This window comes from Streptococcus oralis subsp. oralis, from assembly GCF_002096445.1.
GTDB classification, from domain to species: domain Bacteria; phylum Bacillota; class Bacilli; order Lactobacillales; family Streptococcaceae; genus Streptococcus; species Streptococcus oralis_N.
This window is the reverse complement of sequence record NZ_NCUK01000011.1, coordinates 1-25615: the sequence shown is the minus strand read 5'-3', so window position 1 is coordinate 25615 and position 25615 is coordinate 1. Positions and strand designations below refer to the sequence as shown.

Sequence of the window (25615 nt, the reverse complement as noted above, 5' to 3'; positions counted from 1 at the left end):
TTTTTTCCTTTCATTTTCAAATTCTCTACCTACGAATTTTTCGATTCATAAAGTGTAGGGAGACGATTACCAAGACTCCCAAAATTACTGTCAGTAAAAATCTCCCCCAATAGGGAATCTCTGGGAAGAAAAAATTTACCAGTAAACGTAGAATGATTGCCAAGGTAATCAAGGCAAGTGTTTCCAACCATTTTTTCATTTAATTGTCCAACAATTCTCTAATAACTTCTGGATACAACTTGTACTCAGTCTCATGAATGCGAGCTTCAAAGCTTTCGATGGTATCATCAGCTAGTCGTGGTACACGGACTTGTTTGATGACCTTTCCTGTATCCACACCCGAGTCCACCCAGTGAATGGTCACGCCACTATCAGCAACCCCAGCATTCCAAGCGTCCTCAATCCCATGAGCTCCTGGAAATTCTGGCAGATAGGCTGGATGAATGTTGATAATTCGACCTTCATAAGCTGCTAATAAAGTTGGCCCAACGATTTTCATATAGCCTGCTAGGCAAACCAAGTCAATCTGGTGTTCTTCCAAGAGTTCGACAAGGGCTGCTTCATAGTCTGCCTTGCTCTCAAACTCCTTGAGTTCAAAAGCATAGGACAGAACGCCGAGCTTGTCTGCACGCTCAAGCACATAGGCATCACGATGGTCTGAAAAGACAAACTCCACTGGAAATTCTTCGGCAATCACCTGAAAATTTGAGCCATTACCAGAGGCAAAAACCGCTATTTTTTTCATTTGATGATGACACTTTCGTTTTCTTTCTTGACGATGCGACCAATTTCATAGACTGGTTCATCCAGTAATTCCTTGACACGGTCTACATTTTCAGGGCTAACTGCCAGCATGAGTCCCACACCCATATTGAAGATTTCAAACATTTCTTCATGCTTGATCTGACCGTATTTTTCAAGGGCTTTGAAAATCGGAAGAACTGGAACCTTGTCTTCTTCAATTTCCGCAGCTAGGTCAGCCGCAAACATACGAGGGACATTCTCGACAAAGCCGCCACCTGTGATATGGGCAATACCGTTGACCAACTCTTCCTTGATGAGTGGTAAGACAGCCTTGACATAGATACGAGTAGGCTCAAGAAGAACCTCCTTGAGTTTCTTGCCTTCCAATTCTGGCAAAACTTCCTCACCTGTGTAGTCAGCAAAGACACGACGAACAAGTGAGTAACCATTTGAGTGAATCCCACTTGAAGCAAGTCCGAGAAGAACATCACCTTCTGCCACCTTTGAGCCGTCTATGATTTGAGATTTTTCAGCCACACCGACTGTAAAACCAGCTAGATCGTAGTCATCTGCGCCATACATACCAGGCATTTCAGCCGTTTCCCCACCGATGAGAGCAGCGCCTGCCTGCACACAACCTTCTGCCACACCAGCAACCACTTGTTCTAGTTTAGCTGGTTTATTCTTCCCTGTCGCCACATAGTCGAGGAAATAGAGGGGCTCCGCACCTGCAGCGATGATATCATTGACACACATGGCCACACAGTCCTGCCCAATCGTGTCATGCTTATCATACTTGATAGCCAGCATGAGCTTGGTCCCAACACCATCTGTCCCCGAAATCAAGACTGGCTCTTTGACACCTGTTTTTGAAAGGTCAAACATGCCACCAAAGCCACCCAGAGCCCCCATAACACCCGCACGCTCCGTACGAGCCACGTGCTTTTTGATTCGTTCAACAACTTCATAACCCGCTTCAACATCTACACCCGACTGGGCGTACGCATTTTTATTTGCCATTTTATTTTTCCTTTTCTTTGAGAAGATTGCGACGTATTTTTAGATAAACAATTATTTTATCTAAAAATACTAGTCAGGGCTCTAGCTTTGGTCCCATAGGGCAAAGCGTCTACTGACAAATGCTTTAGCTTTTAGTCAGTAGCGAGACGTGGCGCATAAGCATTTTTATTTGTCATCTTCTCTTCCTTTCCTTTCATGGAGAGTCTTTATCCGTCTATTTGTAAAAACTGGTCTTTTCATCCAAACTTCTACGATAGTCTTCTTCATAGTCGTAGAGAGGAGTTGGGTAGTCGCCGTCAAAGTAAGCGACACAGAGACCACCGTTTGGCGCATCTGTTTCGATGCCAATAGAATTAATCAAGCCATCAATCGAAAGATAGGTCAGGCTATCCGCACCAATGATTTGGCGAGTTTCTTCGACCGTATGATTGGCCACAATCAGCTCCTGACGCGTCTGGATATCAATCCCGTAAAAACATGGATAAGCTAGCGCTGGACTGCCAATAGCAACGTGAACTTCAGAAGCCCCCGCTTCTTTCAAAAGCTGAACGATACGGCGAGAGGTTGTCCCACGAACAATGGAATCATCCACCATCACCACACGTTTGCCTTTGACAACACCTGAAACAGCAGACAATTTCATCCGCACCCCTTGCTCCCGCAATTCTTGAGTCGGTTGGATAAAGGTGCGTTGCGTGTATTGGTTCTTGATGAGCCCCATTTCATTTGGCAGACCTGATTCTTCTGCAAATCCCATGGCTGCGCTGAGCGAGGAATTTGGCACACCAACCACGATATCCGCTTCGTGCTTGAACTCACGCGCTAATTGAGCCCCCATACGTTTGCGAGCTGTATGGACATTGACCCCATGGATATTAGAGTCAGGGCGGGCAAAATAGATATACTCCATAGAGCAAATCGCCAACTGGGTATCATTCGTATAGCTATCGTACTGAATCCCATTGTCATCTACGATTACAATCTCCCCTGGTTTCACATCACGAATCCACTCGGCACCAATGACTTCAAAAGCACAGGTTTCTGACGAAACGACCACCGCTCCGTTTGCCATTTTCCCAATAGAAAGTGGACGAAAACCATTAGGATCAAGAGCCGCAATCAACTTGTCCTCAAACAGCAGGATATAAGCAAATCCACCTTTGACAAGGCTGAGCGCCTCTTTGATTTTGCCCATCAAGTTGGGATTGTGACTCCGACGAATGAGGTGGGCCAAGATTTCCGAGTCCGAAGTTGAACTGAAAATTGCTCCTCTTTGTTCCAATTCTTTCTTGAGCGATTCTGCATTGGTCAAGTTTCCATTGTGAGCAAGTCCAAACTGCATATCATGAAAGCGAAAGAGGAAGGGCTGGATGTTATCAACAGAAGCTTCGCCAGCCGTCGCATAACGCACATGCCCAATCGCGCTCGTTCCAGTTAGTTTATCCAAATTAGCTGGATTTCTGAACACTTCTGATAAAAGCCCCATATCACGATGACGCTTCAATTGTCCCTGATCATTGGAGAGGATTCCTGCCCCCTCCTGACCACGGTGCTGAAGACTGTGGAGACCAAAATAGGTCAATTTAGCAGCGTCTAGATGTCCCCAGATACCGAAAACACCACATTCTTCATTAAGAGATTTTACTTCGTATGTCATTTTTTATACCTTTTATTTCCCTGTGAAATAACACACAGCCGACGCGAACAGGTGCTGGTCTTTATTTCCTGGAATGTTTTGGAAAAGACCGTCTTCATAACGTTCTGAGTGTCCCATCTTACCGATGATTTGACCATTCTTGCTGGTAATTCCTTCGATGGCATTTACAGAACCATTCGGATTGTACTTAGAATCCATACTTGGTTTGCCGTCAAAGTCAACGTATTGGCTAAAGATTTGACCATTGTCACGGAGCTCTGCAAATTCCTCAGCCGTCACGACAAATTTCCCTTCACCGTGCGAAACAGGAATAGCGTGGATATCGCCCACTTGCACGCCAGCCAACCATGGTGAGTTGGTATTGGCAATCCGAGTTTCCACCATCTTGGCCACGTGCTGGTTGGCATCATTGTAAAAGAGGGTTGGGCTGGTACTGTTAGCATCTTCAAAGTTTCCATATGGAAGAAGACCTGATTTGACCAAGGCCTGGAATCCATTACAGATACCAATAATCAAGCCACCACGAGCAATAAAGCTATCAATGGCCGCACGCACTTTTTCATTGAGCAAGATGTTGACGATAAACTTAGCTGATCCATCCGGCTCATCTGCAGCTGAGAAACCACCCGCGAAGAAAAGGATATTAGCCTTGCCGATATTGTCAACCATGGTTTCAACTGACTTGACAATAGCCTCTTCATTCAAGGTCACGAATGGCACCAAGTTAACCTCTGCACCTTCTTTTTCGAAGGCTTTGGCTGAGTCATATTCTGAGTTGGTCCCTGGGAATACTGGGATGTAAACCACAGGTTTTTCAATGGTTTTCTTGACTTTGATGACTGCGTCAGAAGCGACAGCTGGAACTTCAGCCAATTCTTTAGATTGGGCAAATTCCGTTGGGTAAACTTCTTCCAGTTTGCCTTGGAAGGCACTGTCAAGCTTCTGTCCATCTAACTTCACACCGTTGACAACGAGTGTAAAGTCTACTTTCGTTTGACCGATTTTCTCTACTCCAGTGATTTCTTCAGAAGAAGTAAAGACAAATCCACCCAATTGAGCTGTCAAAGCTGTCTCAAGTTCAGGCAAGGTCACCTCTGCACCGATACGGTTCCCAAAGGTAGCAAGAGCCAAGCTTTCAAGGACACCGCCGTATTTAACAGCTGATGCAGATGTTACTTTGTGATCAGCTTGGATGGCTTCAAATTGAGCAAAATTTTTCTTAATCAAGTCAAAATCAATCTCTGCAGAGAGGGCTTGACCTGGGATGTAGTAGATGTTTTCACCAGCAGTCTTGAACTCAGGAGAGAGGACCTTACGGCTATCTGCCGTCGTCACCCCAAAGGCAACCAAGGTTGGCGGTACAGTCAATTCTTCAAAAGTACCAGACATGGAGTCCTTACCACCGATAGATGGCAAACCAAGTTGGATTTGTGCTTCGATAGAACCTAGAAGAGCCGCTACTGGCTGACCAAAACGCTCAGCTTGTTTGTCCATCCGCTCGAAGTATTCTTGATAAGAGAAACGAGCCTTGGACCAGTTTGCACCAGTAGCCACCAAACGAGCAGTTGCTTCGATAACCGCATAAGCAGCACCATGGTATGGAGACCATTCTGCCACATAAGGGTTAAAGCCTTGGGCCATGACTGACGCAGTGTGAGTCACACCGTGTTGAACTGGCAATTTCTGCACAGATGCCTCAGTTTGTGTGAGTTGGTAGCGACCACCAAGTGGGTGATTGACCGTTGAACGACCGACCGAGCAGTCAAAGATGGTTTGCAAGCCTTTTTGACTCGCATGGTTGAGATCAGATAGAACCGCAAGGGTATCTGCTTCAAGTGTGTCAGCACTTGTTGTGCGTTCTTCTGGGAGTTTGACATCCTTGTCCACAACCTTGGCATCAACGACCACGCGCACACCATTGGTATCAAGGAAACGACGTTCCAAGTCGACGATGGTTTCACCATTCCAGTGCATGACAAGATTTGGTTTTTCAGTCACTGTTGCCACAACAACAGCATCAATATTTTCTTTATTACATTCCGCAACGAAGGCATCTACATCCTCAGGATGCACCACAACTGCCATCCGTTCTTGTGATTCAGAGATAGCAATTTCTGTACCATTCAAGCCTTGGTATTTAAGAGGAACCTTGTTGAGGTCGATTTCAAGACCGTCTGCCAATTCACCGATGGCTACACAGACACCACCTGCTCCAAAGTCGTTGGATTTCTTGATCAGACGAGTGACAGCGCCATTACGGAAAAGGCGTTGGATCTTGCGCTCTTCGATGGCATTCCCTTTTTGAACCTCAGCACCGGCAGTCTCTACAGACTCAACTGTTTGAACCTTAGAAGAACCTGTCGCACCACCGACACCATCACGTCCAGTCTTACCACCGAGCAAGATAATCACATCGCCGGTTTCCGGTTTTTCACGGACTACATTGCCCTTAGGGGCAGCACCAACAACGGCACCAAGCTCCATACGTTTAGCTACAAAGCCTGGGTGGAAATATTCACGAACGTAAGTCGTCGCCAGACCAATTTGGTTACCATATGAGGAATAACCATGAGCCGCTGTCTTCGAAATGACTTGTTGTGGCAATTTCCCAGCGCGCGTTTCTGAAATCGGCGCTGTAATATCACCAGCACCTGAGATACGCATGGCTTGGTAAACGTATGAACGCCCTGACAACGGGTCACGAATGGCGCCACCGATACAAGTAGCAGCCCCACCAAATGGTTCAATTTCCGTTGGGTGGTTGTGGGTTTCGTTTTTGAACATAAGGAGCCAAGGTTCCTTGACACCATCAACGTCCACTTCGATTTCAACCGAGCAAGCATTGATTTCGTCTGACACTTCCATGTCGTCCAAACGCCCATTAGCACGCTCATAACGACCAAAAATAGTCGCCATATCCATCAAGGTTTGTGGCTTTTCAGACCGACCTAGTTCATCACGCATGGCAATATACTTGTCATAAGTCGCTTGCAATTGCTTTTGGAATTTAGAAGCTGAGAAGTCAATCTGTTTCAACTCCGTCTCAAAAGTCGTGTGACGGCAGTGGTCAGACCAGTAAGTATCCAAAACTTTGAGCTCTGTCTCAGTTGGCACGCGCCCGATTGACTTGAAGTAGGCTTGGATAAAGAGCAAATCATCCACTTCCATGGCCATCCCTTGCTCTGCCTTGTAGCGAGCAAAGTCTTCTGCCGTATAACTTTCAAAGAAAGTCAATTTTGGAATGGTCTTGTCCGACTCTGAAAATTCCTGCTTGGCAATCCCTGTCGTGATGTCCTTGAAACGAGAATCAACTGGGTTGAGCAGGTAGTTCTTGACCGCTTCCAACTCAGTCGCATCAATATCTTTATTAACCAAGTAAAGTTGAGCTGTGTTGACTGTTACATCACTTGAACTTCCCAGTAAAAGCAAGGCTTCCTGTGAAGAAGCTGCACGTTGATTAAACTGTCCTGGCAGGCTTTCAATGGCAAAGAAAGCATAGTTGACAAGATCCGCTTGCACGGCCGCTTCGTCCAAGATACGGTCTGTTACCTGCTCAGAGAAGATGTGTTTTTCCGCAGGTGCAAACAAGTCCTCTGCCAAATCAAAGACATCATAAACCTGCACAATGCGAATACTTTTCAAAGTTGACAGTCCCAAGTTGTGCTGGAGCTCCCTTACCAAACTCTCTGACTTGACCTGAAAATCAGCCTTTTTTTCAACAAAAATACGTTTATCCATCAATTCTTATTCCTTTATTTCAGCTCTTACAATGTTCCCAACGACTTCTAGGTTGTTATTTTAGTTCTTGTAGCTTTTCCCAGACAATCTCGTAAACATCAGTTAGTTCTCCCAATCCCCTACGGAAAACATCCTTATCCATGTGGTTGCCATCTGCATCCCACAAACGGCAGTTATCTGGTGAAAACTCGTCTGCCAAGATAATCTTGCCATCCTTGTCAAAACCGAACTCTAGCTTAAAGTCAATCAATTTAAGGCCAATCTCAGCAAACCAAGCTTTCAAAAGCTCATTGATACGACGCGTCTCTTCCTTCAAGTAAGCAATCTGCTGGTCATCCGCAATTTTAAGGAATTTCACATGCTCGTCATTGATAAAGGGATCATCCAAATCATCATTTTTATAGTAAAATTCGACAATTGGGACCTCCAAGGCGATGCCCTCATCCACACCAAAACGTTTTGAAAAAGAACCAGCTGTATAGTTGCGAAGCACGACTTCCAAAGGAATGATTTCCACCTTTTTATTGAGTTGTTCCGTATCTGAAAGCTTCTCCACAAAATGAGTCGCTACACCAGCAGCATTTAACTTTTCAAAAATAAAAGATGAAATCTGATTATTCAAGACTCCCTTGCCCGCAATCTGCTCCTTCTTGACACCGTTGAAGGCAGTCGCCTGGTCCTTGTAAGTTGAAATAATGAGATTTTCATCCTCAGTTGTATAGATATCCTTGGCTTTTCCCGAATAGATCAGTTGTTTTGACATTTTAAAGTTCGCCTTTCGTTTTACTTGAGCACATTCTACCACAAAAGCATGAAAAATTCAAGGTTTTTACGAATAAATAACGTTTTCCTATTTTAAACGTAAAGAAAAACTGCAAGATGAACTCTTCTTACAGTTTTAAAATCATTTATCCTCTGAAAAACACGAATATTACCCTTTATTCAAAAATTGATCCCAAAAATATCGGAGATAGCTTTTCTTTCCCGTAATCATCTGCAGGCGGCCTTCTAAACCATAGCGAAGTGTTGTAGCCTGCTCAGAAGTCAGATGGGTCTCCGCCTCAATTTTAAAGAAATTTCCCTGTTCAGTCTTGGTAGCTGTCGCGTCAATATTCGTAATCGCAGAAACAAGAACGAGCTCTTTATTGGCATCCTTGCTTGTGGTGAAACGGACAGAATCACCGACCTTGAGCCTTGCAACATCTTTTGAACTGAGATAAGCTGTGAGTTTGGTTTTTCCTTCTTTTTCCAAGGATGGGTAGAGCTGGGCTAGCAGGGTTCCTTCTGCGGCCATGGTAGAATCGCTAGTCTCAGGATTAAGGTGAAGCACCCCATCCTCACTTGCTGTAATCTTCCCCTTATCGAGGAGACCTCCCTGGACTTTCTTACCCGACTCTGCTTCTAAAATTTTCTGATCCAAAAGAGTTAATTCCTGGCCAACTTTGACTAAGTGCTGAGACTTGAGCGATTCCAGCTGACTATCCAGTCCCGTTGCGTGGGCCTGCTGAGCTCCAGAACCTGCATACTGTACACGATACGTAGCTAGACTAGACTCTAGCTGGGCAATTTGTGCATCCACTTGCGCAATAACTTGCGATTTAGCTTGCGGATTTTCTTCACCTTGATTTTTATAGGTCTGGTAAAAAGAGTAGGCTGGATTCTGACTATCCAGTTGATCTCCCTTTTCAATCGCTGACTTAGCTGTTTTGTAGTCTCGGATTTTATCCTCTGTTTGACTAATAAGATTGCCAATCTCGGCCTGGCTCTGACTTGCTGCCGCATTCTGCGAGGAGATGTTGGCATTTTGCTGCGAAACATTGCTCCTAAGACTACTAGCTTGGCTGAGATAGTCTCGAAACATCTCCTGATAACCAAACTTATCCGCCTCTGGAAATTGATCGCTCCCCTCTTTCAAACTGGATTGCAAATACCCCAACTGCTTTTTTTGATCCTTTAACATCTCCAACTGATTAGCGTATGCTTCAGCTTGAACAGCTTCCGCCCCTTGCTGGTACTCAACGAGTAGATCCCCCTGCTTGACCAACTTGTTCTCTTCCAGATAATTTGTCACAATCCGTTGATTGCTAGTCGACTGGATATTGGCAATAATCCGACTAGGTTCGACAGTGGCTCTGGTAGACAAACTAATTTCCTTCTCTGCAAAGACTGCAAATCCTAGCAGAAACACGAGCAGAAGCGACATAGGTAAAATCACCCGACTGGAAAAATTATGGTAACGACGATGGTAAAACTCCGCACTTTCTAAAAATTCTGGTTTCATCTTCTCCTCTTTCTAGCTATTGACCAAATGGGCGTAAAATTCACCTCGGGCAAGCAAGTCTGCATGGTTGCCTTCTTCGACAATCTTGCCCTGATCCAAAACAACAACCTTTTCTGTTCGCTCAGCGATGGTCAAGCGATGGGCGATGAAAATCAAGGTCTTATCCAAAGCCATGAGATTATCCACAATCCGCTTCTCTGTCAAGATATCCAGACTGCTGGTCGCCTCGTCCAATATCAGAACAGGCGCATCCGTTAAAAGAGCACGCGCCAAAGCGATTCGTTGTCGTTGCCCCCCAGAAATACCTGCCCCATCCGAAGTCAATTCTGTCTGATAATTCAGTGGCATGCGCTCGATATCCTCCCGAATCTCTGCCAATTCAACTGCCCGTAAGATATCCTCCTGAGTCGTCCCCTCCTTGGCTCCAAGGAGCAGATTCTCCAAAATCGTTCCGTTAAAGACATAGGGCTGTTGAGGCAGATAGTTGATGTACTGGCGCAGGGCCTTTTTATCAATCTGATTAAGATTGACACCGCCCAGACTAATCTCTCCCTGACTTGGATCGTAGAAATTAACCATCATCTTGGCTAAGGTGGTCTTACCCGAACCTGAAATCCCCACGAAAGCCATCTTAGACCCTTGCGGAATAGTCAAATTGATATCCGACAAGACATCACGACCATAGCCATACTTATAGTGAACTTGCTTGAAGGTCATTTCTCCCTTCATCATACTCAGATCTTCTACCGTTTTCTTCTCCTCAAACTCCGAAGCTACTAGATACACCTCATTTAGACGGTTATTGGCGACCTGCGCTGTCTGAAGTTTGGTTTGTAGGTTGATGATATTTTCCAAGGGATTGGTAAAGTAAACAAGCAAGGTATTATAGGTAATCAGCTGGCCCAAACTCATTTTCCCATCCATAACAAGAATGGCTCCTAGCCAGAGAACGGCAACATTGAGCAGGAGCTGGGCAACTTTTTTCAGAGCCTTTTGCTGGCTTTCTGCCCGACTATAGGTAAAAGATTTTTTCAGATAAGTTACAAATTCCTTGTCAATCTTTTGATAGCGTGAACTTTCACTGGTCAACGACTTAATGGTCTCAATACCGTTGATGTCCTCGATGATAGAAGAAGACAGAACCGCATTGGCTTCCATGGTATCCCGATTCATCTTTTCAAACGGCTTCATAAAGGCAAAGATAATCACTGTATAGATGGGAAGTGCAAGTAAACTAATGAAAAAGAGCGTCATATTTTGTGAAAACAAGACAAGCGAGATAATCAAAATCGTTGACACATCCAAAAAGATCGACAGAATGGTCGACGCCAGCGCATCGATGATACTATTGGCATCTGTAAAACGAGACACGATTTCTCCTGTTCTGCGTGTTGCAAAAAAGGACATTGGCAGGTGAAAAACATGCTTAATATAAGACAAAATCACATCGATAGACAGCCGTTGCCCCAGAACAAGTAAAAGATATTCCTGCGCATAGGACAAAATCTGCTGGAGGATATAGACGATGACTAGTCCCATTGAGATAATACCCAGTGTCGAGCGCATCTGGTCTGGTACGTAACTATCAATGATGGACTGAAGATAGTAGGAACCCACGATATTGATCAAGGTCACCAAGAGTGTCGCTAGGACGATATTGGTAATTAAGCCATGCTGTTTGAGTAAGATCGGCAAGAAGGATAGGAGTCCCTGTTTTTTCTCCTTATGAGGTTTATAGTCCGGTGATGGTGCCATAAAAATACTAACCCCTGTCCACTCTTGCGCAAATCGCTCACGGGAAATCTTGGTCAGCTTGACACCAGGATCCGGATCAGCGATATGAATATGCTTTTTATCCTGACCTATCACCACATAGTAGTGGAGCAACTTCCCTTCCTTGAGCACATGAGCCACAAAAGGAAAGGTCAAATCTGGTAAATCAAAGAGCGTCATATCCGCCTTGATAGCTCGCGTTTCAAACCCAATCTCCTCTGCCACCTTTACAAGACCCAAAGCCGTCGTCCCATCCATGGTCGTCTTGGCTAACTCTCGTAGATGAGCCAAGGAATAATAACTACCGTAGTAACCAAAGACCATAGCCAAGGAAGCCACGCCACAATCCATCTGATCCACCTGGGGACGATAGTGCCTTTTCCTAAATTTCATATCTTCTCCTTTTTCTAACAATCTCTTTAAAAATTTGTAAGATTATTTTAACCAAATAAGGAAGAAATAAGAGAATTATTTCTGAAAAAACAATATCCTCACCTCAACAGCACTTTTACCAAAGAAAATAGGCAGAACAAGAGTCCTGCCTAGAATATTCAATTACACAGATTTCTTGCCTTTCCCACTTCTTTTGTGAATGGCGTATAAAACGATAAACGCAAACGCAGGTGGCACCAGATATCTACTTTCACTCATTGTTAGCTGAAATCCAAGAGTTGCTAGAATCGTAAAGATGAAAATATTCATTAAAAATAGGAAAATAATATAGTAGAAAATATTTTACAATCCTAATCATTCTATTCTCCTTTTCTTTCTCCTTGACCCCGATACAGTAAAATAAATACCACTAAAAACAAGGAGATCGTAGGTATATCAAAACATTCAAACCACGTAGGTAGATTTATTTTGTTTACATCAGCCACAATTCTAATCATTAGATAAGCTATAGAGCTAAACAATACAATAAACTCTGACCAAGCTTTTCCTAGTAATTGAACAACTTTCATCTCAAACTCCAATCTGATGGTCCATCAATTCCCACTCGTACTTTCTTTTGTTTTGTACTTGTATCCTCCATAAAACAAACTAAGCAGAATCGGATAGATCTCTGGATAAAACAAGATGGAAAAACTCCGCCATTTACATGCACAAAATCCTTTTCATTCAGATTGATCTTTTATAGTTTTGATTATTTTTCGTCAAATCCTTACAAAAAATACCAAAATAGCTCGAAGCAAGCAAACCAACTACAGTCCATTGCCAATCAAAAGATACTAGCGAACCCGTACGAATTAGATGAAGCGTAAGATTAAGACCTATTCCTAACAAAGGAAGTATAGTGGCTAGCTTAGGTAACAATGTATTGAGATTTAGGTTACGATTCATAGTTAATTTCCTTCTATATTTAGATTAACGTCTACTTCCTAGATAACGCCCATACATATAAGCAGCTACTCCTAATACACCCCAAGCTATTGCTGTGGAAGTAGTGACAATGAAGCCTCCTTCAGTAAGAGCCAAATCTTCTTCTGTCATGATATCAAATTTTTTATCCATTTCTTTCATTTTTCTTTCTCCTTTTTAAATAATACTGGCTAATCCAATAGCTACTCCAACCAAAATCCCTACTATTCCTAAATTAGTTCTTATTTCATTGATAATAACTAAAAGATGACTATTCAATAGCAGTTGCCATACACTAAAAATAGTTCTCTTTAAACCTTGTCTTTAGCTAAATCCAAGTAACTCATCATCAAAATAAGGATCGGAACAACTAATTCTGTTTGGAAATATTTTTCAACATTAAAGGTGATTACATTTAAATCTCCCAATATGCAAAGCACTCCAAAAATAATTAGAACTGCTCCCATTACATTTTTTAGATTTTTCATACAATTCTACTTTTATCCAAATTTACGTTTTAAATCTTGACCAATTAATCGACCACCAAGGAAAATTGCTACTCCTCCAGCAATCATGGCTACGGTAATTAAGCCACCTTCTGTATTCATCAATTCTTCTTCTGTCAATTCTGTCCATTTATTTAAATTCATTTTTTCTCTCCTTATTACATAAAATAGCCCCAAGCAATACCACCAATTAGTAAGACACCTCCTACAACTACAGCGGTAACCGAGCCCCCATTCACATCCGTCAACTCTTCTTCTGTAAGAGCTACAAAGTTCTGTTCCATGTTGTCAAAATTTGTCATTTGTTTTCTCCTTATTTTTTCCTTACCTATTTATTCGAAAAACAATTCGAAAATAAACAATTCATTCATTTTTATTTTAAAAACCACTTAATGAACCACGGATAAAAACCAGTCACATACATAAATGTTCCTCCTTTTTCTTTCTCATCTCCTTATTCGCAATTTCTACTAAAAGTTTCTCTTTTTTCTGCAAATAAAAAAACAACATGACTTGCATGTTGCTTTTGGCTATTTTTTATCTTTAATAATTGCTACTACATCCGCTACACTTTGAAGTTGATCGATTTCCTCATCAGTGATTTCGATACCAAATTCATCTTCTAGTGTCAAGACAAACTCCATCAAATCCACTGAGTCCGCATCTAGATCGTCTTTCAAACTTAAGGCCTCTGTTACGGCAAAGTCTTCTCCCTGTCGCTCTTGGATAATGGTTACAATACGGTCAAAAATTTCTTTTTCTGTCATCTTTTTTATTCTCCTGAAAATTCACGCGCAGTTTGAGCAACTACGTCTGTTTCTAGCATGGTACGAATCTGACGAATCGTACTGTACACAGCATTAGCATCACTTGAGCCATGAGTTTTTACAACTGGCGCCTTGACGCCAAACAAGACTGCTCCTCCAACATCTGAATAGTTGAGCTGTGTCTTCAACCCCTTAAGACTATCCTTAAGAAGTAGAGCACCTAGCTTCGCTCGAAGGCCACCACCCGTAATAGCATTTTTAAGTAAGCCCATGATTCCCATGGCTGTCCCTTCGATGGATTTGAGAACAGCGTTTCCCGTGAAACCATCTGTTACGACAACATCCGCAACGCCATTCATCAGATCACGCGCTTCCACGTTTCCGACAAAGTTCAAACTTTCATCAGCTACTAGCAAGTCATATGTTTCCTTTCGAAGCGGATCTCCCTTGCTGCTTTCTGTTCCATTGTTGAGCAAACCAACACGTGGTTTCGAAATCCCACGAACATTTTTCGCATAGAAGGAACCTAGGACAGCGTATTGATGGAGGTGCTGGGCTGTGTTTTCTGCATTGGCACCGAGATCCAGCATATCAAACCCTTTTCCATCTATAGTTGGCAATGTTGACATAAGTCCAGGACGGTCGATATTCTTGATGCGACCCACAATGAAGAATCCTGCAGCCAACAAAGCACCTGTGTTCCCAGCTGAGAGGACAGCGTCTGCTTCTCCCTCCTTGACTGCCTTGGCTGCTAATACCATGCTGGCATTTTTCTTCTTACGGATAGCTTTTGTCGGCTCATCGTCTGAGTTAATTTTCTCATCCGTATGGATAATGCTGACGCGCTCTGTCGCTGTTAGATATTGCTTGATCTTGCTTTCATCTCCGTAGAGTTGAATCTCAATATCTGAAAAGTCAGCAAGGGCTTGATTGACACCCTCAACGATGGCTTGAGGTGCATAATCGCCCCCCATAGCATCTACTGCAATTTTTTTCATTTGTCTTCCTCTTTTAGTAATTGTCCCCAGTCCGCTAGGGAATCAATAAATTTCTTTGATTTTAGGTGAATCCCGACGTACTCCTCGTAGAGTTGATCCATGAACTTGCGCAAGTCTTGCTTGATTTCAGACTTGAGCGAAATGGTCTCCAAGGTCTCAAAATCAATGGCTTGAAATTGATTGAGCAGATAAGGGATGTTGGGATTCAGATGGCAACGTTTCTCGTCCTCATGAAAATGATCCGGACAGAGGCAGGCTCCATATTTGAAAGAAAAGTCAAAGGCCTGACCTACCCGATGGCAAAAGACACACTCATTAAAATTGAGGCTGATTCCAAATCGAGTCAAGATTTGAATTTCAAAAATATTGGTTAAAACCTGATAATCCAAGCCTGCTTCCATCAACTCCAGAGTCTTCCTCAAGAAAGCAAACAAGGGAGCATCCTGCTGATTATCCTGCAAACTAGCATCTGCAAGGGCAGCCACATAGGTAGCATAGGCCATGACAAAGAGATCACTATTAATCTTGGGAAAGGTCATCACCTCATGGTAGTCCTCGATGTAGCTAAGGCCGTCATCATTGATTCGCAAGAGAAATCGTGCCAACACCAAGGGCTGAATAACAGGAGCTAGTTTGGACTGGCCAGCGTGTTTGACGAAAAACATGCGCTTGCCCGCTTGCTCGGTAAAGATCTTGACTAGCTTGTCATCCTCACGAAAGTTACGATTGTAGAGCACCAAGCCTTGACTCGTGATAGACTGAATCATGCTTCTCTCATGTACTCCTCAAGTCGTTTCATGGCCTCTCTGATCGTTTCCATGCTGGCTGCATAGGACAGACGCACATAGCCTTCTCCGTAACGTCCAAATGCGGAACCAGGGATAAAGGCAACGGCCTTCTTCTGAGCAAAATCCTTCAGAAAAGCAAAGGAGTCTTGATTGTAACCTGCTGGAATCTTAGCAAAGATATAGAAGGCCCCATCTGGTTTGATAATCTCAAAACCAAGAGCAGTCATCTTTTCGATGATATAATCTCGACGCTGGATGTATTCCTTTTTCATAGGCTCTGCGTCGTTTTTACCAGCGGTCAAAGCCTCCACCGCAGCATGCTGAGCCATCGTATTTGCAGCAGTAACCAAATACTGGTGACTCTTGATTAACTGAGCTGTGAAAGCTGCAGGAGCAAAGATAAAGCCTAAACGCCAACCAGTCATAGCATGCGATTTAGATAAGCCATTGATAATAATAGCCTGGTCTCTCAGCATAGTTCCCAGAGACACATGAGCTTCCCCTGTATAGGTTAATTCTGAGTAGACCTCATCACAGATCACAAAAATCTCATACTTGCGTAAAACGTCTGCCAAGGCTTCCAACTGCTCCCGACTATAGGTAATTCCTGTCGGATTGGCTGGATAGTTGAGAATAACTGCTTTGAGTTTATCCCCTTGCTCCAGAATGGCCTTTTCCAACATCTCAGGAGTCAAGACAAAACCATTTTCAGTTGTATCAATCTCAACAATCTCTGCCCCAACCAGATTGACAATAGGCTCATAACCTGGATAGGCAGGAGCTGGCAAGAGCACCTTGTCCCCCTCTTCCAAAATAGCCGTCAAAGTAGCAGATAAAGCCTCTGTCGCCCCAATTGTAACCAAAATTTCATTTTCAGGATTATAATCTAGCTGGTATTTTTCTTTTACAAAGTCGCTAGCAGCCTGGCGCAAGGTCAGTAAACCGCTCATCCCTGTATAGTAGGATTGGTTCTGGTCAATGGCGCGCTTGGCTGCCTCCTTGATATGATCTGGCGTTGTAAAATCAGGTTCCCCCAAGGTCAAACGCAAGACCCCAGGAATCTCTGAAATTGCCTGGTCAAACTGGCGAATCAAGGAAACTTGAATCTTGTCTAACTGTTTATTAAAGCGCTTGGTTAAGTCCATAGATATCCCCCTTGCTTACAGAACATAGTACTATTATACTACAAAAGCTTCCTGACCGCAAAATCCATCTGAAACCCGCATTTTTCACTTTCTGTTTTACTTTTCTTCTCGACAGGACTATAATAATAAGTGCTTATTTTCGGAGGTTTATATGTCATTTTTATCAAAAAATGGAGCAGGAATCTTGGCCTGCCTTCTCATTTCTATCGTATCTTGGTTTCTGGGAGGATTTTTCCCCGTCGTGGGTGCACCTGTCTTTGCTATCTTTATAGGGATGCTCCTTCACCCTTTTCTATCAGTCTATAAACAACTGGATGCCGGCTTGACCTTTAGTTCAAAAAAATTACTTCAATATGCCGTTATTTTGCTCGGTTTTGGTCTCAATATCTCGCAAGTTTTCGCAGTTGGGCAATCTTCGCTCCCTGTTATCCTCTCCACCATTTCGATTTCCTTGATTGTCGCCTACCTCTTCCAGCGTTTCTTTGCGCTAGACACAAAACTGGCTACCTTGATTGGAGTGGGTTCTTCTATCTGTGGTGGCTCTGCCATTGCTGCGACAGCGCCCGTCATCCATGCCAAGGAAAAAGAAGTTGCCCAAGCCATTTCCGTTATCTTTTTCTTCAATGTATTGGCTGCGCTCATCTTTCCAACTCTAGGAACCTGGCTTCACCTATCCAATGACGGCTTTGCCCTCTTTGCAGGAACTGCGGTCAATGATACTTCTTCTGTAACGGCTACCGCCAGCTCCTGGGACAGTCTTTATCAGACAAATACCCTTGAGTCTGCAACCATTGTTAAACTCACGCGTACCTTAGCAATCATTCCCATCACGCTCTTTCTCTCCTACTGGCAAAGTCGCCAGCAAAAAAACAGCCAAAATTTCCAACTAAAAAAGGTCTTCCCACTTTTTATCCTTTATTTCATCTTAGCCTCTCTCCTAACGACTCTTCTCACCTCTCTCGGTGTGTCTAGTAGCTTCTTCACCCCTCTCAAACAACTCTCCAAATTTCTCATTATCATGGCCATGAGTGCCATCGGTCTCAAAACCAATCTAGTAGCTATGGTCAAATCCAGCGGTAAATCCATTCTTCTTGGAGCCCTTTGCTGGATTGCCATCATCCTCACCAGTCTTGGCATGCAAGCATTGATTGGTACTTTATAATACAAAAAGGTAGCCAGTAGGCTACCTTTTTATTGCTCAAGAATTAAGCGAGTATGTTCTCTCTTAATACAGCGATTCATCACGATGTCATCGCATCCTCCAGCACGTAAGATTTCTTCCGCTTCTAGATTTTCAAGTCCCAGTTGTGCCCAAAAAATCTTGGCATCAGCCTTGAGAAAATCACGCGCCACATCTGGTAAAAACTCGCTACGTCGGTAAACATTGACAATATCGACAGGAAAAGGAATCTCAGCTAGGCTTGCATAAGCCTTCTCTCCCAAGATTTCCCCATCTGCAGCCTTGGGATTAACTGGAATGATTTTATAGCCCCGAGCTTGCATTTCCTTGGTCACTCGATTACTAGTTGTTTCCTCACGGTCAGACAAGCCCACTACCGCTAACGTTTTACTGGTCTCCAGATACTGACGGATCACACCATCACTTGGATTGATAAATTCTTGGCTCATAGAAATCCTCCTTTTTTCTCAGTATAGCATATTTTGAAAAGGCTTGCAGATTTTGACTACAAAAAATCTCCTAGCAAGAAAAGAAACCTGCTAGGAGAACAATCTATTTCAAGTGAAAGTTTAGATTTTTTTCTCGATACTAAATAATGGAGAAAGAGGGCGTTTTTCGTGGATACGTACAATGGCATCTCCTAAGAGATGAGCGATAGAGATTTGCTCAATCTTATCAATCAAACGTTCTTCTGGCAAGTAGATGGTATCCAAAACAACTAATTTTTCAATAGCTGATTTTTGAATATTATCCATAGCTGGCCCCGAAAGAACTGGGTGTGTACAGCTTGCATAGACCGCAACTGCGCCTGCTTCAGCAAGTGCATCCGCTGCATGGCAGATTGTTCCAGCTGTATCAATCATATCGTCAATCAAGATACAAGTCTTGCCTTCGACCTTACCGATGATGTTCATCACTTCACTGGTATTCATCTTGTCTACACTACGGCGTTTGTCAATAATTGCAATCGGAGTTTTCAAAAACTCTGCTAGTTTACGAGCACGAGTCACACCACCATGGTCTGGACTGACAACAACATAGTCTTGCCCAACCATTCCACGACGTTCGAAATAATCCGCAATCAATGGAGCGCCCATCAAGTGATCCACAGGAATATCAAAGAATCCCTGAATTTGCGCAGCGTGCAAATCAATCGTCAACAAACGATCCACACCAGCCACTTCTAGCATATTTGCCACAAGTTTTGCAGTGATTGGCTCACGCGCTCTCGCTTTTCTATCCTGACGTGCGTAACCATAGTAAGGCATAACAACGTTGACAGATTCTGCACTAGCACGCTTCAAGGCATCTACCATGATCAAAATTTCAAGTAAATTATCATTTACAGGTGAACTAGTTGATTGTAGGATAAAGACGTGTTTTCCACGGATTGATTCTTCGATGTTGACTTGAATCTCTCCATCTGAAAATTGGCGAACAGTCGATTTCCCCAACTCTATCCCAATTTCTTGCGCCACACGCTCTGCCAATTCTCTATTAGAAGAAAGGGCAAACAGCTTTAAATCAGAAAAAGACATGATTTCCTCCGGTATTTATGTATCACTTGTTTTTACACAACATTTTCCATCTACCATTGTAGCGCTTTTTCCTTTATTTTTCAATCAAAAATAAAACAAGAGTAAACATTTATACCCTTGTTTTATGCTATTTTATATTAGCTATATTAAAACTAAAAATCCTACATCTTAACAATCGATTTTATGCTAAGATGAGATTTTTTCGAGACAAAGTTAGTATACCTCTCTCATACTTCCTGTATCCACATCATAGACAGCACCTGAAATAACCACATCATCAGGAATCAGTGGAGACTCTCTAAGCAATTGCATATCCTCTCTCACACTCTCTTCAACATCCTGGAATGGTAAAAAATCTTGATCAGATACATCAACTCCGAGCTCGAGTTTCAAATGTTCATGAAAACTTTCATTTTGAAAGGTTTGAGCTCCACAGTCGGTATGGTGAAGCACCACGATTTCTCTTGTCCCCATTTGTTGCTGGGAAATCACCAGTGAACGAATCATGTCCTCAGTTACTCGACCACCCGCATTCCGCAAGATATGAGCATCCCCAAGGGCTAAACCTAGAGCTTGCGCAACGTGTAGACGTGAGTCCATACAGGTCACGATAGCTACTCTGGTTTTGGGTTTAAGTGGCAGATTTAACTGCCCATGTAGGGCAACATAAGCCTGATTGGCTTGCATAAACTGTTCAAAATACGACACGATTCCCTCCTCAAAAATTTGACAATCAAATATTTCTCCTATCTTATCATTTTTAAGAAGATTTGTCACAGATTATGCAAAGACCTTTTTCAAAACTTCCTGAATAGTCGTCACACCAATGACTTCAATTTCCTTGGGTGGAGTGATTCCTGTCAAGGAATTCTTGGGTACATAAATCTTGGTAAAGCCCAGTTTTGCCGCTTCATTGATACGTTGTTCGATACGATTCACGCGCCGAATCTCTCCCGTCAAGCCCAACTCTCCTACAAAACATTCCTGAGGATTGGTTGGTTTGTCCTTGTAGCTCGAAGCAATGGCGACTGCAACAGCTAAGTCTATCGCAGGCTCATCCAATTTGACACCACCAGCTGATTTGAGATAGGCATCCTGATTTTGCAAGAGAAGCCCTGCACGTTTTTCCAAAACAGCCATAATCAGACTAGCACGATTGAAATCAAGTCCTGTCGTCGTACGCTTGGCATTCCCAAACATAGTCGGTGTCACCAAGGCCTGTACTTCTGCAAGAATTGGACGCGTCCCTTCCATAGTCACAACGATGGACGATCCAGTCGCCCCATCCAAGCGTTCTTCCAAAAACACTTCACTAGGATTAAGAACTTCAACCAATCCACCTGACTGCATCTCAAAGATTCCAATCTCATTTGTCGAACCAAAACGGTTTTTGACTGCTCTCAAGATCCGGAAGGTATGGTGGCGCTCGCCCTCAAAGTAGAGCACTGTATCCACCATGTGCTCCAACATCCGAGGTCCTGCCAAGGTCCCTTCCTTGGTCACATGCCCGACGATAAAGATGGCAATGTTATTAGTCTTAGCCAGCTGCATGAGTTCAGCTGTCACCTCGCGTACCTGAGATACTGACCCCTGCACCCCTGAAATTTCAGGAGACATAATGGTCTGAATCGAGTCAATGATGAGGAAGTTAGGCTGGATGCGCTCCACTTCTGCTCGAACACTCTGCATATTGGTCTCTGCATAGAGATAAAACTCACTGTCAATATCTCCCAAGCGCTCTGCTCGTAACTTGATCTGTTGAGCAGACTCCTCCCCACTAACATAGAGAACTGTTCCTACTTGAGACAACTGGGTTGATACTTGTAAGAGAAGGGTTGATTTTCCAATCCCTGGATCCCCACCAATGAGGACAAGACTTCCAGGTACCACACCTCCACCAAGCACACGGTTAAATTCCTCCATCTCAGTCTTAGTTCGATTGACATTGATAGAAGTCACCTCAGCCAATTTCATAGGCTTGGTTTTCTCACCTGTCAAGGACACACGCGCATTTTTGACTTCTGCGACCTCAACTTCTTCTACAAAAGAAGACCAGGCTCCACAGTTTGGACAGCGCCCTAGATATTTTGGGGAATTATACCCACAATTTTGACATACAAATGTCGCTTTTTTCTTTGCGATGATAAACCTCTTTCTAAATCTCTACCTCACACTCAATTACTTGGCAAAAATCAATCTTCTCGTCTGGTACAAATTGGCGCATGAGCATTCGATGAGTGACAACTACCACAGTCTGGTAGTCTCTATACTTAGCCATACATTCTAGAAACCGAGACTTCATTTCCGTAGCTGTCTCATATTGAATAGGACTATTAGAAAGTAACTCCCCCTTGTTTTCTAGAAATAGTGTTCTAGCCTCTTCAAATCTATCTATGCCTGATTCATAGACCTGCCATTCGTGTAACAAAGGCTCCACCCTCAAAGGAAGGCCAGTAGCACAAGATACATAAAAAGCCGTTTCTAAAGCTCTCGTTACTGCTGAAGTCACTAGTAGATTAGCCGATTGTAGCAAAGGATTTTGCCAAAGTTCCTGAGCTTGTTGCCGTCCTTTCTCAGATAAAGGTGCTAAATCCATCCCAAAACCTGTATAAGAACGTTCCTCTAACTCACGGTAATCTGGCTCCCCATGACGTACAAATATAATTTTCATCTTAGTGTCCAGTTGACCCAAAACCACCAGTCCGCACGCCATCCGCTTCATCTCCGTCTGCAATCAAAAATGGTGCAAAGACAGCCTGGACTACACGTTCTCCAACTTCGAGGACGACTTCCTGTTCAGTAATGTTTTTCATCTGAGCAAAGATATGACCTTCATTCCCAGGATTTCCATAATAATCCCCATCAATGACCCCAACTGAGTTAATCAAGACCAAGCCCTTCTTGCGAGGGTTTGATGAACGGTCATAGAGATAGAGCACTTCTGTCGGCTGCATATAGGCCTTAATCCCTGTCGGAACCAAAACAATCTCTCCTGGAGCAATCACAGTGCGTTCTGCAACCTTTAAATCATAACCAGCTGCATGGGCTGTCTCTCGCTTCGGTAACAAATTTTCATCTGTAAAACTCGAAACCAATTCAAAACCACGAATTTTCATATCTTTCTCTTTTCTATTCTATAATCATTTATTCTAGGCTATTTTATCTTATTTATTCGAAAAAAGCACGAAAAAAGAGCACACAATTCACATCGCTTAGGGCTGCTGGATTCCTCCCCTGACCCGCTTCACGCAGAACTGTTGCTCCACTATTTATTATACCACATTCCCCTCGGTTTTTAAAGAGAAATTATTTTTTCCGTCGATTTCGGAAAAAGTCCTGCATAATCGCTGCACAATCATCTTCCAAAATTCCCGCTTCTACCTCTACACGATGATTGAGACGCTCATCTGTCAAAATATCGTACAGACTTCCAGCTGCACCAAATTTCTGGTTTTTAGCCCCGTAAACCACGTTTGGAATACGGGCAAGCCCAATCGCCCCGCTACACATGACACAAGGCTCAATGGTCACAAAAAGCGTGCAATCCAGCAGGCGCCAACTCTCTTCACTCACATTCGCATTCTCTATAGCCATGATTTCTGCATGCATGACCGCCCGTTGCAACTCCTCGCGCGCATTATGCCCCCTACCAATGATTTCTCCATCCTTGACAATCACACAACCAATTGGAATTTCATCGTGTTCTAAGGCAATCTCAGCCTCTCTCAAAGCCTCTCTCATAAAGGCTTCTTTTTCTTCAACTGTATAATTCATCGTTCTTCTCTTTTCCTACTTATCGATTTTATTATTATATCATGATTCTCAACACAAAAAAAGCCACCGAATGCGGTGACTTAATAGGGAGATTATTATGAAAAAGAAAAGTTTAGGATATTTGTTACAACAAGTTAGGAGGTCTTCTTGTAACTGTCTATAGTATACCCAACCTGTCTTAAACTAATCTTAAAAATCTCCTATGACCAAACACTTTCTAAAATATTAGTTTGTTCACGACCAGGTCCTACTGAGAAAGTTGAGATACGAACACCAACCAACTCGCTTACACGACGAACATAGTTACGTGCATTCTCAGGAAGGTCTTCCAAATTACGGACTCCAGTGATGTCTTCTGACCAACCTGGCAATTCCTCGTAGATTGGCTTACAACGTTTCAACTGCTCAAGACTAGCAGGATAGTAATCAATACGTTGACCATCAAGATCATAGGCGACACAGATTTTCACAGTATCCAAACCACTCAAAACATCTATAGAGTTCAATGAAAGATTGGTAATCCCAGATACACGGCGGCTGTGACGCATCACAACTGAGTCAAACCAACCCACACGACGTGGACGACCAGTTGTTGTACCATATTCATGACCTACTTCACGGATGCGATCTCCCACTTCATCAAATAATTCAGTTGGGAACGGTCCATCTCCTACACGACTTGTGTAGGCTTTACAGACACCTACAACCTTGTCAATCTTACTTGGACCAACACCAGACCCAATCGTCACACCACCAGCGACAGGGTTTGAAGAAGTAACAAATGGATAAGTCCCTTGATCAATGTCCAACATGACACCTTGCGCACCTTCAAACAGTACACGTTTGCCATTATCAAGCGCATCGTTCAAGATAACAGATGTATCTGTCACATACTGCTTGATTTGTTGGCCATACTCGTAGTACTCTTCAAAAATATCATCAATTGAAATAGGAGTACTGTCATATAATTTTTCAAACAGACGATTCTTCTCCGTAAGATTGCGTTCCAAACGCTCACGAAAAATTTCTTTATCCAAAAGATCTGCAATACGAATTCCAACACGAGCAGCTTTATCCATATAGGCTGGACCGATTCCCTTGATTGTAGTACCAATTTTATTGTCGCCCTTAGCTTCCTCTTGCAAACGGTCTAATTCAATGTGATATGGTAAAATGACATGCGCACGATCCGAAATGCGCAAATTATCTGTTGTCACACCTTCTTCATGAAGATAAGTCAACTCTTTTACTAGAGATTTAGGGTTTACAACCATCCCATTCCCAATAACAGAGATTTTTTCAGGAAAGAAAATTCCAGATGGAATCAAGTGCAACTTAAATTTCTTACCATCAATCACAATCGTGTGACCAGCATTATCACCACCTTGATAACGAGCAATTACCTCTGCATTAGCTGAAAGAAAATCTGTAATTTTCCCTTTACCTTCATCACCCCACTGGGTACCTACAACAACAACTGAAGTCATAATAAAATTCGTCTGAGCTACTAGTAGCTCGTCCTTTCTCATATACATGGCAGGAATTTCACCTGCAATTATATCTTACAATTTATTATAAGAAAAAAACACTATTTTATCAAGAAGAAACAGTAGAAAAGATTTGGAAATTCTCTCATTTCTAAATACAGAAGTCTCTGATTATAAGCTAATTCTATATTTTTTAAAATATATCTACAACAATCGTTCGTAATTATGATATAGATACTTCCTATTGGATGAGAGTTGTACCACCTTGCAGTAATTTATCTAGATATAGACGATAAGCTGTTCTAAAGTGATATAGAGAAAAGTCCCTATCACTTTTAATTTTAAATCGGATTAAGTAATATAGTAAAAAACGGAGATGAAGTGATTCCCACTCTGAACAACTCTGGCCTAAAGAGGCATATTCTTGTTCAACTAGTTTCAAAAAGACGAATGCTCGATCATAAAAATTTTGAAGCATATAAAAATTCCCTTTCTTATTAGTAACACTAGTCTAACAAAAAAAGGAACTAAAAAAGCTTCAAATCCTGTAAAAGAAGAATTTAAAGCTAAACGATCTAAAAATAAAATAAAGAGGTAATTATAGATTTAAAAATTAAAATTTGAAATTTCAACAATCCACTATATTTATAAATAAAAAAACGCTCAGTTGAACGTTTCGATTTGTACTCCGCCAGTAGGACTCGAACCTACGACATCATGATTAACAGTCATGCGCTACTACCAACTGAGCTATGGCGGATAAAAGCTAAGCGACTTCCATATCTCACAGGGGGCAACCCCCAACTACTTCCGGCGTTCTAGGGCTTAACTGCTGTGTTCGGCATGGGTACAGGTGTATC

General features: G+C 42.8%; 28 protein-coding genes, 1 tRNA gene, 1 rRNA gene, 1 other RNA gene and 1 pseudogene. 1 reads left to right on the top strand and 31 read right to left on the bottom strand.

Annotation, left to right across the window (positions count from 1 at the left end; genetic code table 11):
- Nucleotides 1–25 precede the first annotated feature (25 nt).
- The 19 genes and pseudogenes from B7721_RS10165 to B7721_RS00625 form a co-directional block, all read right to left on the bottom strand.
- Nucleotides 26–199, bottom strand: coding sequence for a hypothetical protein (locus B7721_RS10165; protein ID WP_164497069.1), 174 nt, complete (start codon nucleotides 197–199; stop codon nucleotides 26–28).
- Entirely contained in the window at nucleotides 200–745 is a 546-nt protein-coding gene (gene purN / locus B7721_RS00695; protein WP_084877027.1) for a phosphoribosylglycinamide formyltransferase, read from the bottom strand.
- On the bottom strand, nucleotides 742–1764 hold the full coding sequence (purM, locus tag B7721_RS00690) for a phosphoribosylformylglycinamidine cyclo-ligase (RefSeq protein WP_084877025.1): 1023 nt from the start codon (nucleotides 1762–1764) through the stop codon (nucleotides 742–744). The genes purN and purM overlap by 4 nt, the downstream gene beginning before the upstream one ends.
- Before the next feature lie 214 nt (nucleotides 1765–1978).
- Nucleotides 1979–3421, bottom strand: coding sequence for an amidophosphoribosyltransferase (gene purF / locus B7721_RS00685; RefSeq protein ID WP_084877024.1), 1443 nt, complete (start codon nucleotides 3419–3421; stop codon nucleotides 1979–1981).
- 12 nt (nucleotides 3422–3433) lie between these two features.
- Nucleotides 3434–7159, bottom strand: coding sequence for a phosphoribosylformylglycinamidine synthase (locus tag B7721_RS00680; protein ID WP_084877022.1), 3726 nt, complete (start codon nucleotides 7157–7159; stop codon nucleotides 3434–3436).
- 55 nt (nucleotides 7160–7214) lie between these two features.
- Nucleotides 7215–7922 carry a phosphoribosylaminoimidazolesuccinocarboxamide synthase gene (gene purC / locus B7721_RS00675; RefSeq protein WP_162283466.1) on the bottom strand — a complete coding sequence of 236 codons (708 nt, stop codon included), beginning with the start codon at nucleotides 7920–7922 and terminating at the stop codon, nucleotides 7215–7217.
- Between the two features lie 168 nt (nucleotides 7923–8090).
- The gene (gene comB, locus B7721_RS00670) at nucleotides 8091–9440 is read right to left on the bottom strand and encodes a competence pheromone export protein ComB (protein ID WP_084877019.1); all 1350 of its coding nucleotides are present in this window, start codon (nucleotides 9438–9440) and stop codon (nucleotides 8091–8093) included.
- 12 nt (nucleotides 9441–9452) lie between these two features.
- Nucleotides 9453–11606, bottom strand: coding sequence for a peptide cleavage/export ABC transporter ComA (gene comA, locus B7721_RS00665; protein ID WP_084877017.1), 2154 nt, complete (start codon nucleotides 11604–11606; stop codon nucleotides 9453–9455).
- A gap of 162 nt (nucleotides 11607–11768) precedes the next feature.
- A pseudogene (locus B7721_RS10250) lies at nucleotides 11769–11964 on the bottom strand (hypothetical protein).
- A gap of 1 nt (nucleotide 11965) precedes the next feature.
- Nucleotides 11966–12175 (bottom strand): bacteriocin immunity protein, encoded by a 210-nt coding sequence (locus B7721_RS00660; RefSeq protein WP_084877016.1) that lies wholly within the window; start codon nucleotides 12173–12175, stop codon nucleotides 11966–11968.
- Between the two features lie 157 nt (nucleotides 12176–12332).
- Entirely contained in the window at nucleotides 12333–12554 is a 222-nt protein-coding gene (locus tag B7721_RS10245) for a hypothetical protein (RefSeq protein WP_049484216.1), read from the bottom strand.
- Between the two features lie 24 nt (nucleotides 12555–12578).
- Nucleotides 12579–12734, bottom strand: a complete 156-nt coding sequence (locus B7721_RS10160; protein ID WP_000661692.1) for a hypothetical protein — start codon at nucleotides 12732–12734, stop codon at nucleotides 12579–12581.
- A gap of 149 nt (nucleotides 12735–12883) precedes the next feature.
- Entirely contained in the window at nucleotides 12884–13060 is a 177-nt protein-coding gene (locus B7721_RS10155; protein ID WP_000793177.1) for a hypothetical protein, read from the bottom strand.
- 12 nt (nucleotides 13061–13072) lie between these two features.
- On the bottom strand, nucleotides 13073–13222 hold the full coding sequence (locus B7721_RS00650) for a class IIb bacteriocin, lactobin A/cerein 7B family (RefSeq protein WP_084877014.1): 150 nt from the start codon (nucleotides 13220–13222) through the stop codon (nucleotides 13073–13075).
- A gap of 14 nt (nucleotides 13223–13236) precedes the next feature.
- Nucleotides 13237–13380, bottom strand: a complete 144-nt coding sequence (locus B7721_RS00645; RefSeq protein ID WP_000180838.1) for a class IIb bacteriocin, lactobin A/cerein 7B family — start codon at nucleotides 13378–13380, stop codon at nucleotides 13237–13239.
- A 228-nt stretch (nucleotides 13381–13608) separates the two neighbouring features.
- Nucleotides 13609–13845: an acyl carrier protein gene (locus B7721_RS00640; protein WP_000136435.1), complete on the bottom strand. Its 237-nt coding sequence runs from the start codon at nucleotides 13843–13845 to the stop codon at nucleotides 13609–13611.
- A gap of 5 nt (nucleotides 13846–13850) precedes the next feature.
- Entirely contained in the window at nucleotides 13851–14843 is a 993-nt protein-coding gene (plsX, locus tag B7721_RS00635) for a phosphate acyltransferase PlsX (RefSeq protein ID WP_084877013.1), read from the bottom strand.
- Complete coding sequence (gene recO, locus B7721_RS00630) at nucleotides 14840–15610, bottom strand: DNA repair protein RecO (RefSeq protein WP_084877011.1); 771 nt, start codon at nucleotides 15608–15610, stop codon at nucleotides 14840–14842. The genes plsX and recO overlap by 4 nt, the downstream gene beginning before the upstream one ends.
- Nucleotides 15607–16776 (bottom strand): pyridoxal phosphate-dependent aminotransferase, encoded by a 1170-nt coding sequence (locus B7721_RS00625; RefSeq protein ID WP_084877010.1) that lies wholly within the window; start codon nucleotides 16774–16776, stop codon nucleotides 15607–15609. Before B7721_RS00625 ends, recO begins: the two co-directional genes overlap by 4 nt.
- Before the next feature lie 151 nt (nucleotides 16777–16927).
- Between B7721_RS00625 and B7721_RS00620 the strand changes: the two genes are divergently transcribed.
- Nucleotides 16928–17938, top strand: coding sequence for a YeiH family protein (locus B7721_RS00620; protein ID WP_084877008.1), 1011 nt, complete (start codon nucleotides 16928–16930; stop codon nucleotides 17936–17938).
- A 29-nt stretch (nucleotides 17939–17967) separates the two neighbouring features.
- On the opposite strand, the gene B7721_RS00615 is transcribed toward B7721_RS00620, so the two are convergent.
- The 12 genes from B7721_RS00615 to rrf form a co-directional block, all read right to left on the bottom strand.
- A complete protein-coding gene (locus B7721_RS00615; protein ID WP_084877007.1) occupies nucleotides 17968–18405 on the bottom strand; it encodes a CoA-binding protein in 438 nt (145 codons plus the stop codon).
- Between the two features lie 120 nt (nucleotides 18406–18525).
- Nucleotides 18526–19494, bottom strand: a complete 969-nt coding sequence (locus B7721_RS00610) for a ribose-phosphate diphosphokinase (RefSeq protein WP_061409999.1) — start codon at nucleotides 19492–19494, stop codon at nucleotides 18526–18528.
- 213 nt (nucleotides 19495–19707) lie between these two features.
- Nucleotides 19708–20202: a beta-class carbonic anhydrase gene (locus B7721_RS00605; RefSeq protein WP_162283465.1), complete on the bottom strand. Its 495-nt coding sequence runs from the start codon at nucleotides 20200–20202 to the stop codon at nucleotides 19708–19710.
- Nucleotides 20203–20274: 72 nt separating this feature from the next.
- Nucleotides 20275–21636, bottom strand: coding sequence for a DNA repair protein RadA (gene radA, locus B7721_RS00600; protein WP_084877004.1), 1362 nt, complete (start codon nucleotides 21634–21636; stop codon nucleotides 20275–20277).
- Between the two features lie 13 nt (nucleotides 21637–21649).
- The gene (locus tag B7721_RS00595) at nucleotides 21650–22207 is read right to left on the bottom strand and encodes a histidine phosphatase family protein (protein WP_000752155.1); all 558 of its coding nucleotides are present in this window, start codon (nucleotides 22205–22207) and stop codon (nucleotides 21650–21652) included.
- Nucleotides 22167–22610 (bottom strand): dUTP diphosphatase, encoded by a 444-nt coding sequence (locus B7721_RS00590; protein WP_000701977.1) that lies wholly within the window; start codon nucleotides 22608–22610, stop codon nucleotides 22167–22169. Before B7721_RS00590 ends, B7721_RS00595 begins: the two co-directional genes overlap by 41 nt.
- A gap of 64 nt (nucleotides 22611–22674) precedes the next feature.
- An RNA gene (ffs, locus tag B7721_RS00585) (signal recognition particle sRNA small type) lies at nucleotides 22675–22768 on the bottom strand.
- A 32-nt stretch (nucleotides 22769–22800) separates the two neighbouring features.
- Nucleotides 22801–23268: a tRNA adenosine(34) deaminase TadA gene (gene tadA / locus B7721_RS00580; RefSeq protein ID WP_001110100.1), complete on the bottom strand. Its 468-nt coding sequence runs from the start codon at nucleotides 23266–23268 to the stop codon at nucleotides 22801–22803.
- Between the two features lie 200 nt (nucleotides 23269–23468).
- Entirely contained in the window at nucleotides 23469–24755 is a 1287-nt protein-coding gene (locus B7721_RS00575) for an adenylosuccinate synthase (protein WP_000205048.1), read from the bottom strand.
- A 241-nt stretch (nucleotides 24756–24996) separates the two neighbouring features.
- The gene (gene comW / locus B7721_RS10240; RefSeq protein ID WP_084877002.1) at nucleotides 24997–25233 is read right to left on the bottom strand and encodes a sigma(X)-activator ComW; all 237 of its coding nucleotides are present in this window, start codon (nucleotides 25231–25233) and stop codon (nucleotides 24997–24999) included.
- A 208-nt stretch (nucleotides 25234–25441) separates the two neighbouring features.
- Nucleotides 25442–25515, bottom strand: a tRNA-Asn gene (locus B7721_RS00565).
- A gap of 5 nt (nucleotides 25516–25520) precedes the next feature.
- Nucleotides 25521–25615 (bottom strand): 5S ribosomal RNA (gene rrf, locus B7721_RS00560); the annotation flags it as partial.

Excerpts from the sequence above, each read along its gene's own strand:
- recO (WP_084877011.1), bottom strand. The coding sequence starts at position 15,610 with ATGATTCAGTCTATCACGAGTCAAGGCTTGGTGCTCTACAATCGTAAC.
- purF (WP_084877024.1), bottom strand. The coding sequence starts at position 3,421 with ATGACATACGAAGTAAAATCTCTTAATGAAGAATGTGGTGTTTTCGGT.
- plsX (WP_084877013.1), bottom strand. The coding sequence starts at position 14,843 with ATGAAAAAAATTGCAGTAGATGCTATGGGGGGCGATTATGCACCTCAA.
- B7721_RS00590 (WP_000701977.1), bottom strand. The coding sequence starts at position 22,610 with ATGAAAATTCGTGGTTTTGAATTGGTTTCGAGTTTTACAGATGAAAAT.
- B7721_RS00650 (WP_084877014.1), bottom strand. The coding sequence starts at position 13,222 with ATGAATTTAAATAAATGGACAGAATTGACAGAAGAAGAATTGATGAAT.
- B7721_RS10165 (WP_164497069.1), bottom strand. The coding sequence starts at position 199 with ATGAAAAAATGGTTGGAAACACTTGCCTTGATTACCTTGGCAATCATT.
- B7721_RS00625 (WP_084877010.1), bottom strand. The coding sequence starts at position 16,776 with ATGGACTTAACCAAGCGCTTTAATAAACAGTTAGACAAGATTCAAGTT.
- B7721_RS10160 (WP_000661692.1), bottom strand. The coding sequence starts at position 12,734 with ATGAAAGAAATGGATAAAAAATTTGATATCATGACAGAAGAAGATTTG.
- purN (WP_084877027.1), bottom strand. The coding sequence starts at position 745 with ATGAAAAAAATAGCGGTTTTTGCCTCTGGTAATGGCTCAAATTTTCAG.
- B7721_RS00680 (WP_084877022.1), bottom strand. The coding sequence starts at position 7,159 with ATGGATAAACGTATTTTTGTTGAAAAAAAGGCTGATTTTCAGGTCAAG.
- tadA (WP_001110100.1), bottom strand. The coding sequence starts at position 23,268 with ATGAATTATACAGTTGAAGAAAAAGAAGCCTTTATGAGAGAGGCTTTG.
- purM (WP_084877025.1), bottom strand. The coding sequence starts at position 1,764 with ATGGCAAATAAAAATGCGTACGCCCAGTCGGGTGTAGATGTTGAAGCG.
- B7721_RS10155 (WP_000793177.1), bottom strand. The coding sequence starts at position 13,060 with ATGAAAAATCTAAAAAATGTAATGGGAGCAGTTCTAATTATTTTTGGA.
- B7721_RS00610 (WP_061409999.1), bottom strand. The coding sequence starts at position 19,494 with ATGTCTTTTTCTGATTTAAAGCTGTTTGCCCTTTCTTCTAATAGAGAA.
- B7721_RS00660 (WP_084877016.1), bottom strand. The coding sequence starts at position 12,175 with ATGAAAGTTGTTCAATTACTAGGAAAAGCTTGGTCAGAGTTTATTGTA.
- B7721_RS00595 (WP_000752155.1), bottom strand. The coding sequence starts at position 22,207 with ATGGCGTGCGGACTGGTGGTTTTGGGTCAACTGGACACTAAGATGAAA.
- B7721_RS00575 (WP_000205048.1), bottom strand. The coding sequence starts at position 24,755 with ATGACTTCAGTTGTTGTTGTAGGTACCCAGTGGGGTGATGAAGGTAAA.
- B7721_RS00615 (WP_084877007.1), bottom strand. The coding sequence starts at position 18,405 with ATGAGCCAAGAATTTATCAATCCAAGTGATGGTGTGATCCGTCAGTAT.
- comB (WP_084877019.1), bottom strand. The coding sequence starts at position 9,440 with ATGAAACCAGAATTTTTAGAAAGTGCGGAGTTTTACCATCGTCGTTAC.
- comW (WP_084877002.1), bottom strand. The coding sequence starts at position 25,233 with ATGCTTCAAAATTTTTATGATCGAGCATTCGTCTTTTTGAAACTAGTT.
- B7721_RS00640 (WP_000136435.1), bottom strand. The coding sequence starts at position 13,845 with ATGACAGAAAAAGAAATTTTTGACCGTATTGTAACCATTATCCAAGAG.
- purC (WP_162283466.1), bottom strand. The coding sequence starts at position 7,922 with ATGTCAAAACAACTGATCTATTCGGGAAAAGCCAAGGATATCTATACA.
- B7721_RS10245 (WP_049484216.1), bottom strand. The coding sequence starts at position 12,554 with ATGAATCGTAACCTAAATCTCAATACATTGTTACCTAAGCTAGCCACT.
- B7721_RS00620 (WP_084877008.1), top strand. The coding sequence starts at position 16,928 with ATGTCATTTTTATCAAAAAATGGAGCAGGAATCTTGGCCTGCCTTCTC.
- comA (WP_084877017.1), bottom strand. The coding sequence starts at position 11,606 with ATGAAATTTAGGAAAAGGCACTATCGTCCCCAGGTGGATCAGATGGAT.
- B7721_RS00645 (WP_000180838.1), bottom strand. The coding sequence starts at position 13,380 with ATGACAAATTTTGACAACATGGAACAGAACTTTGTAGCTCTTACAGAA.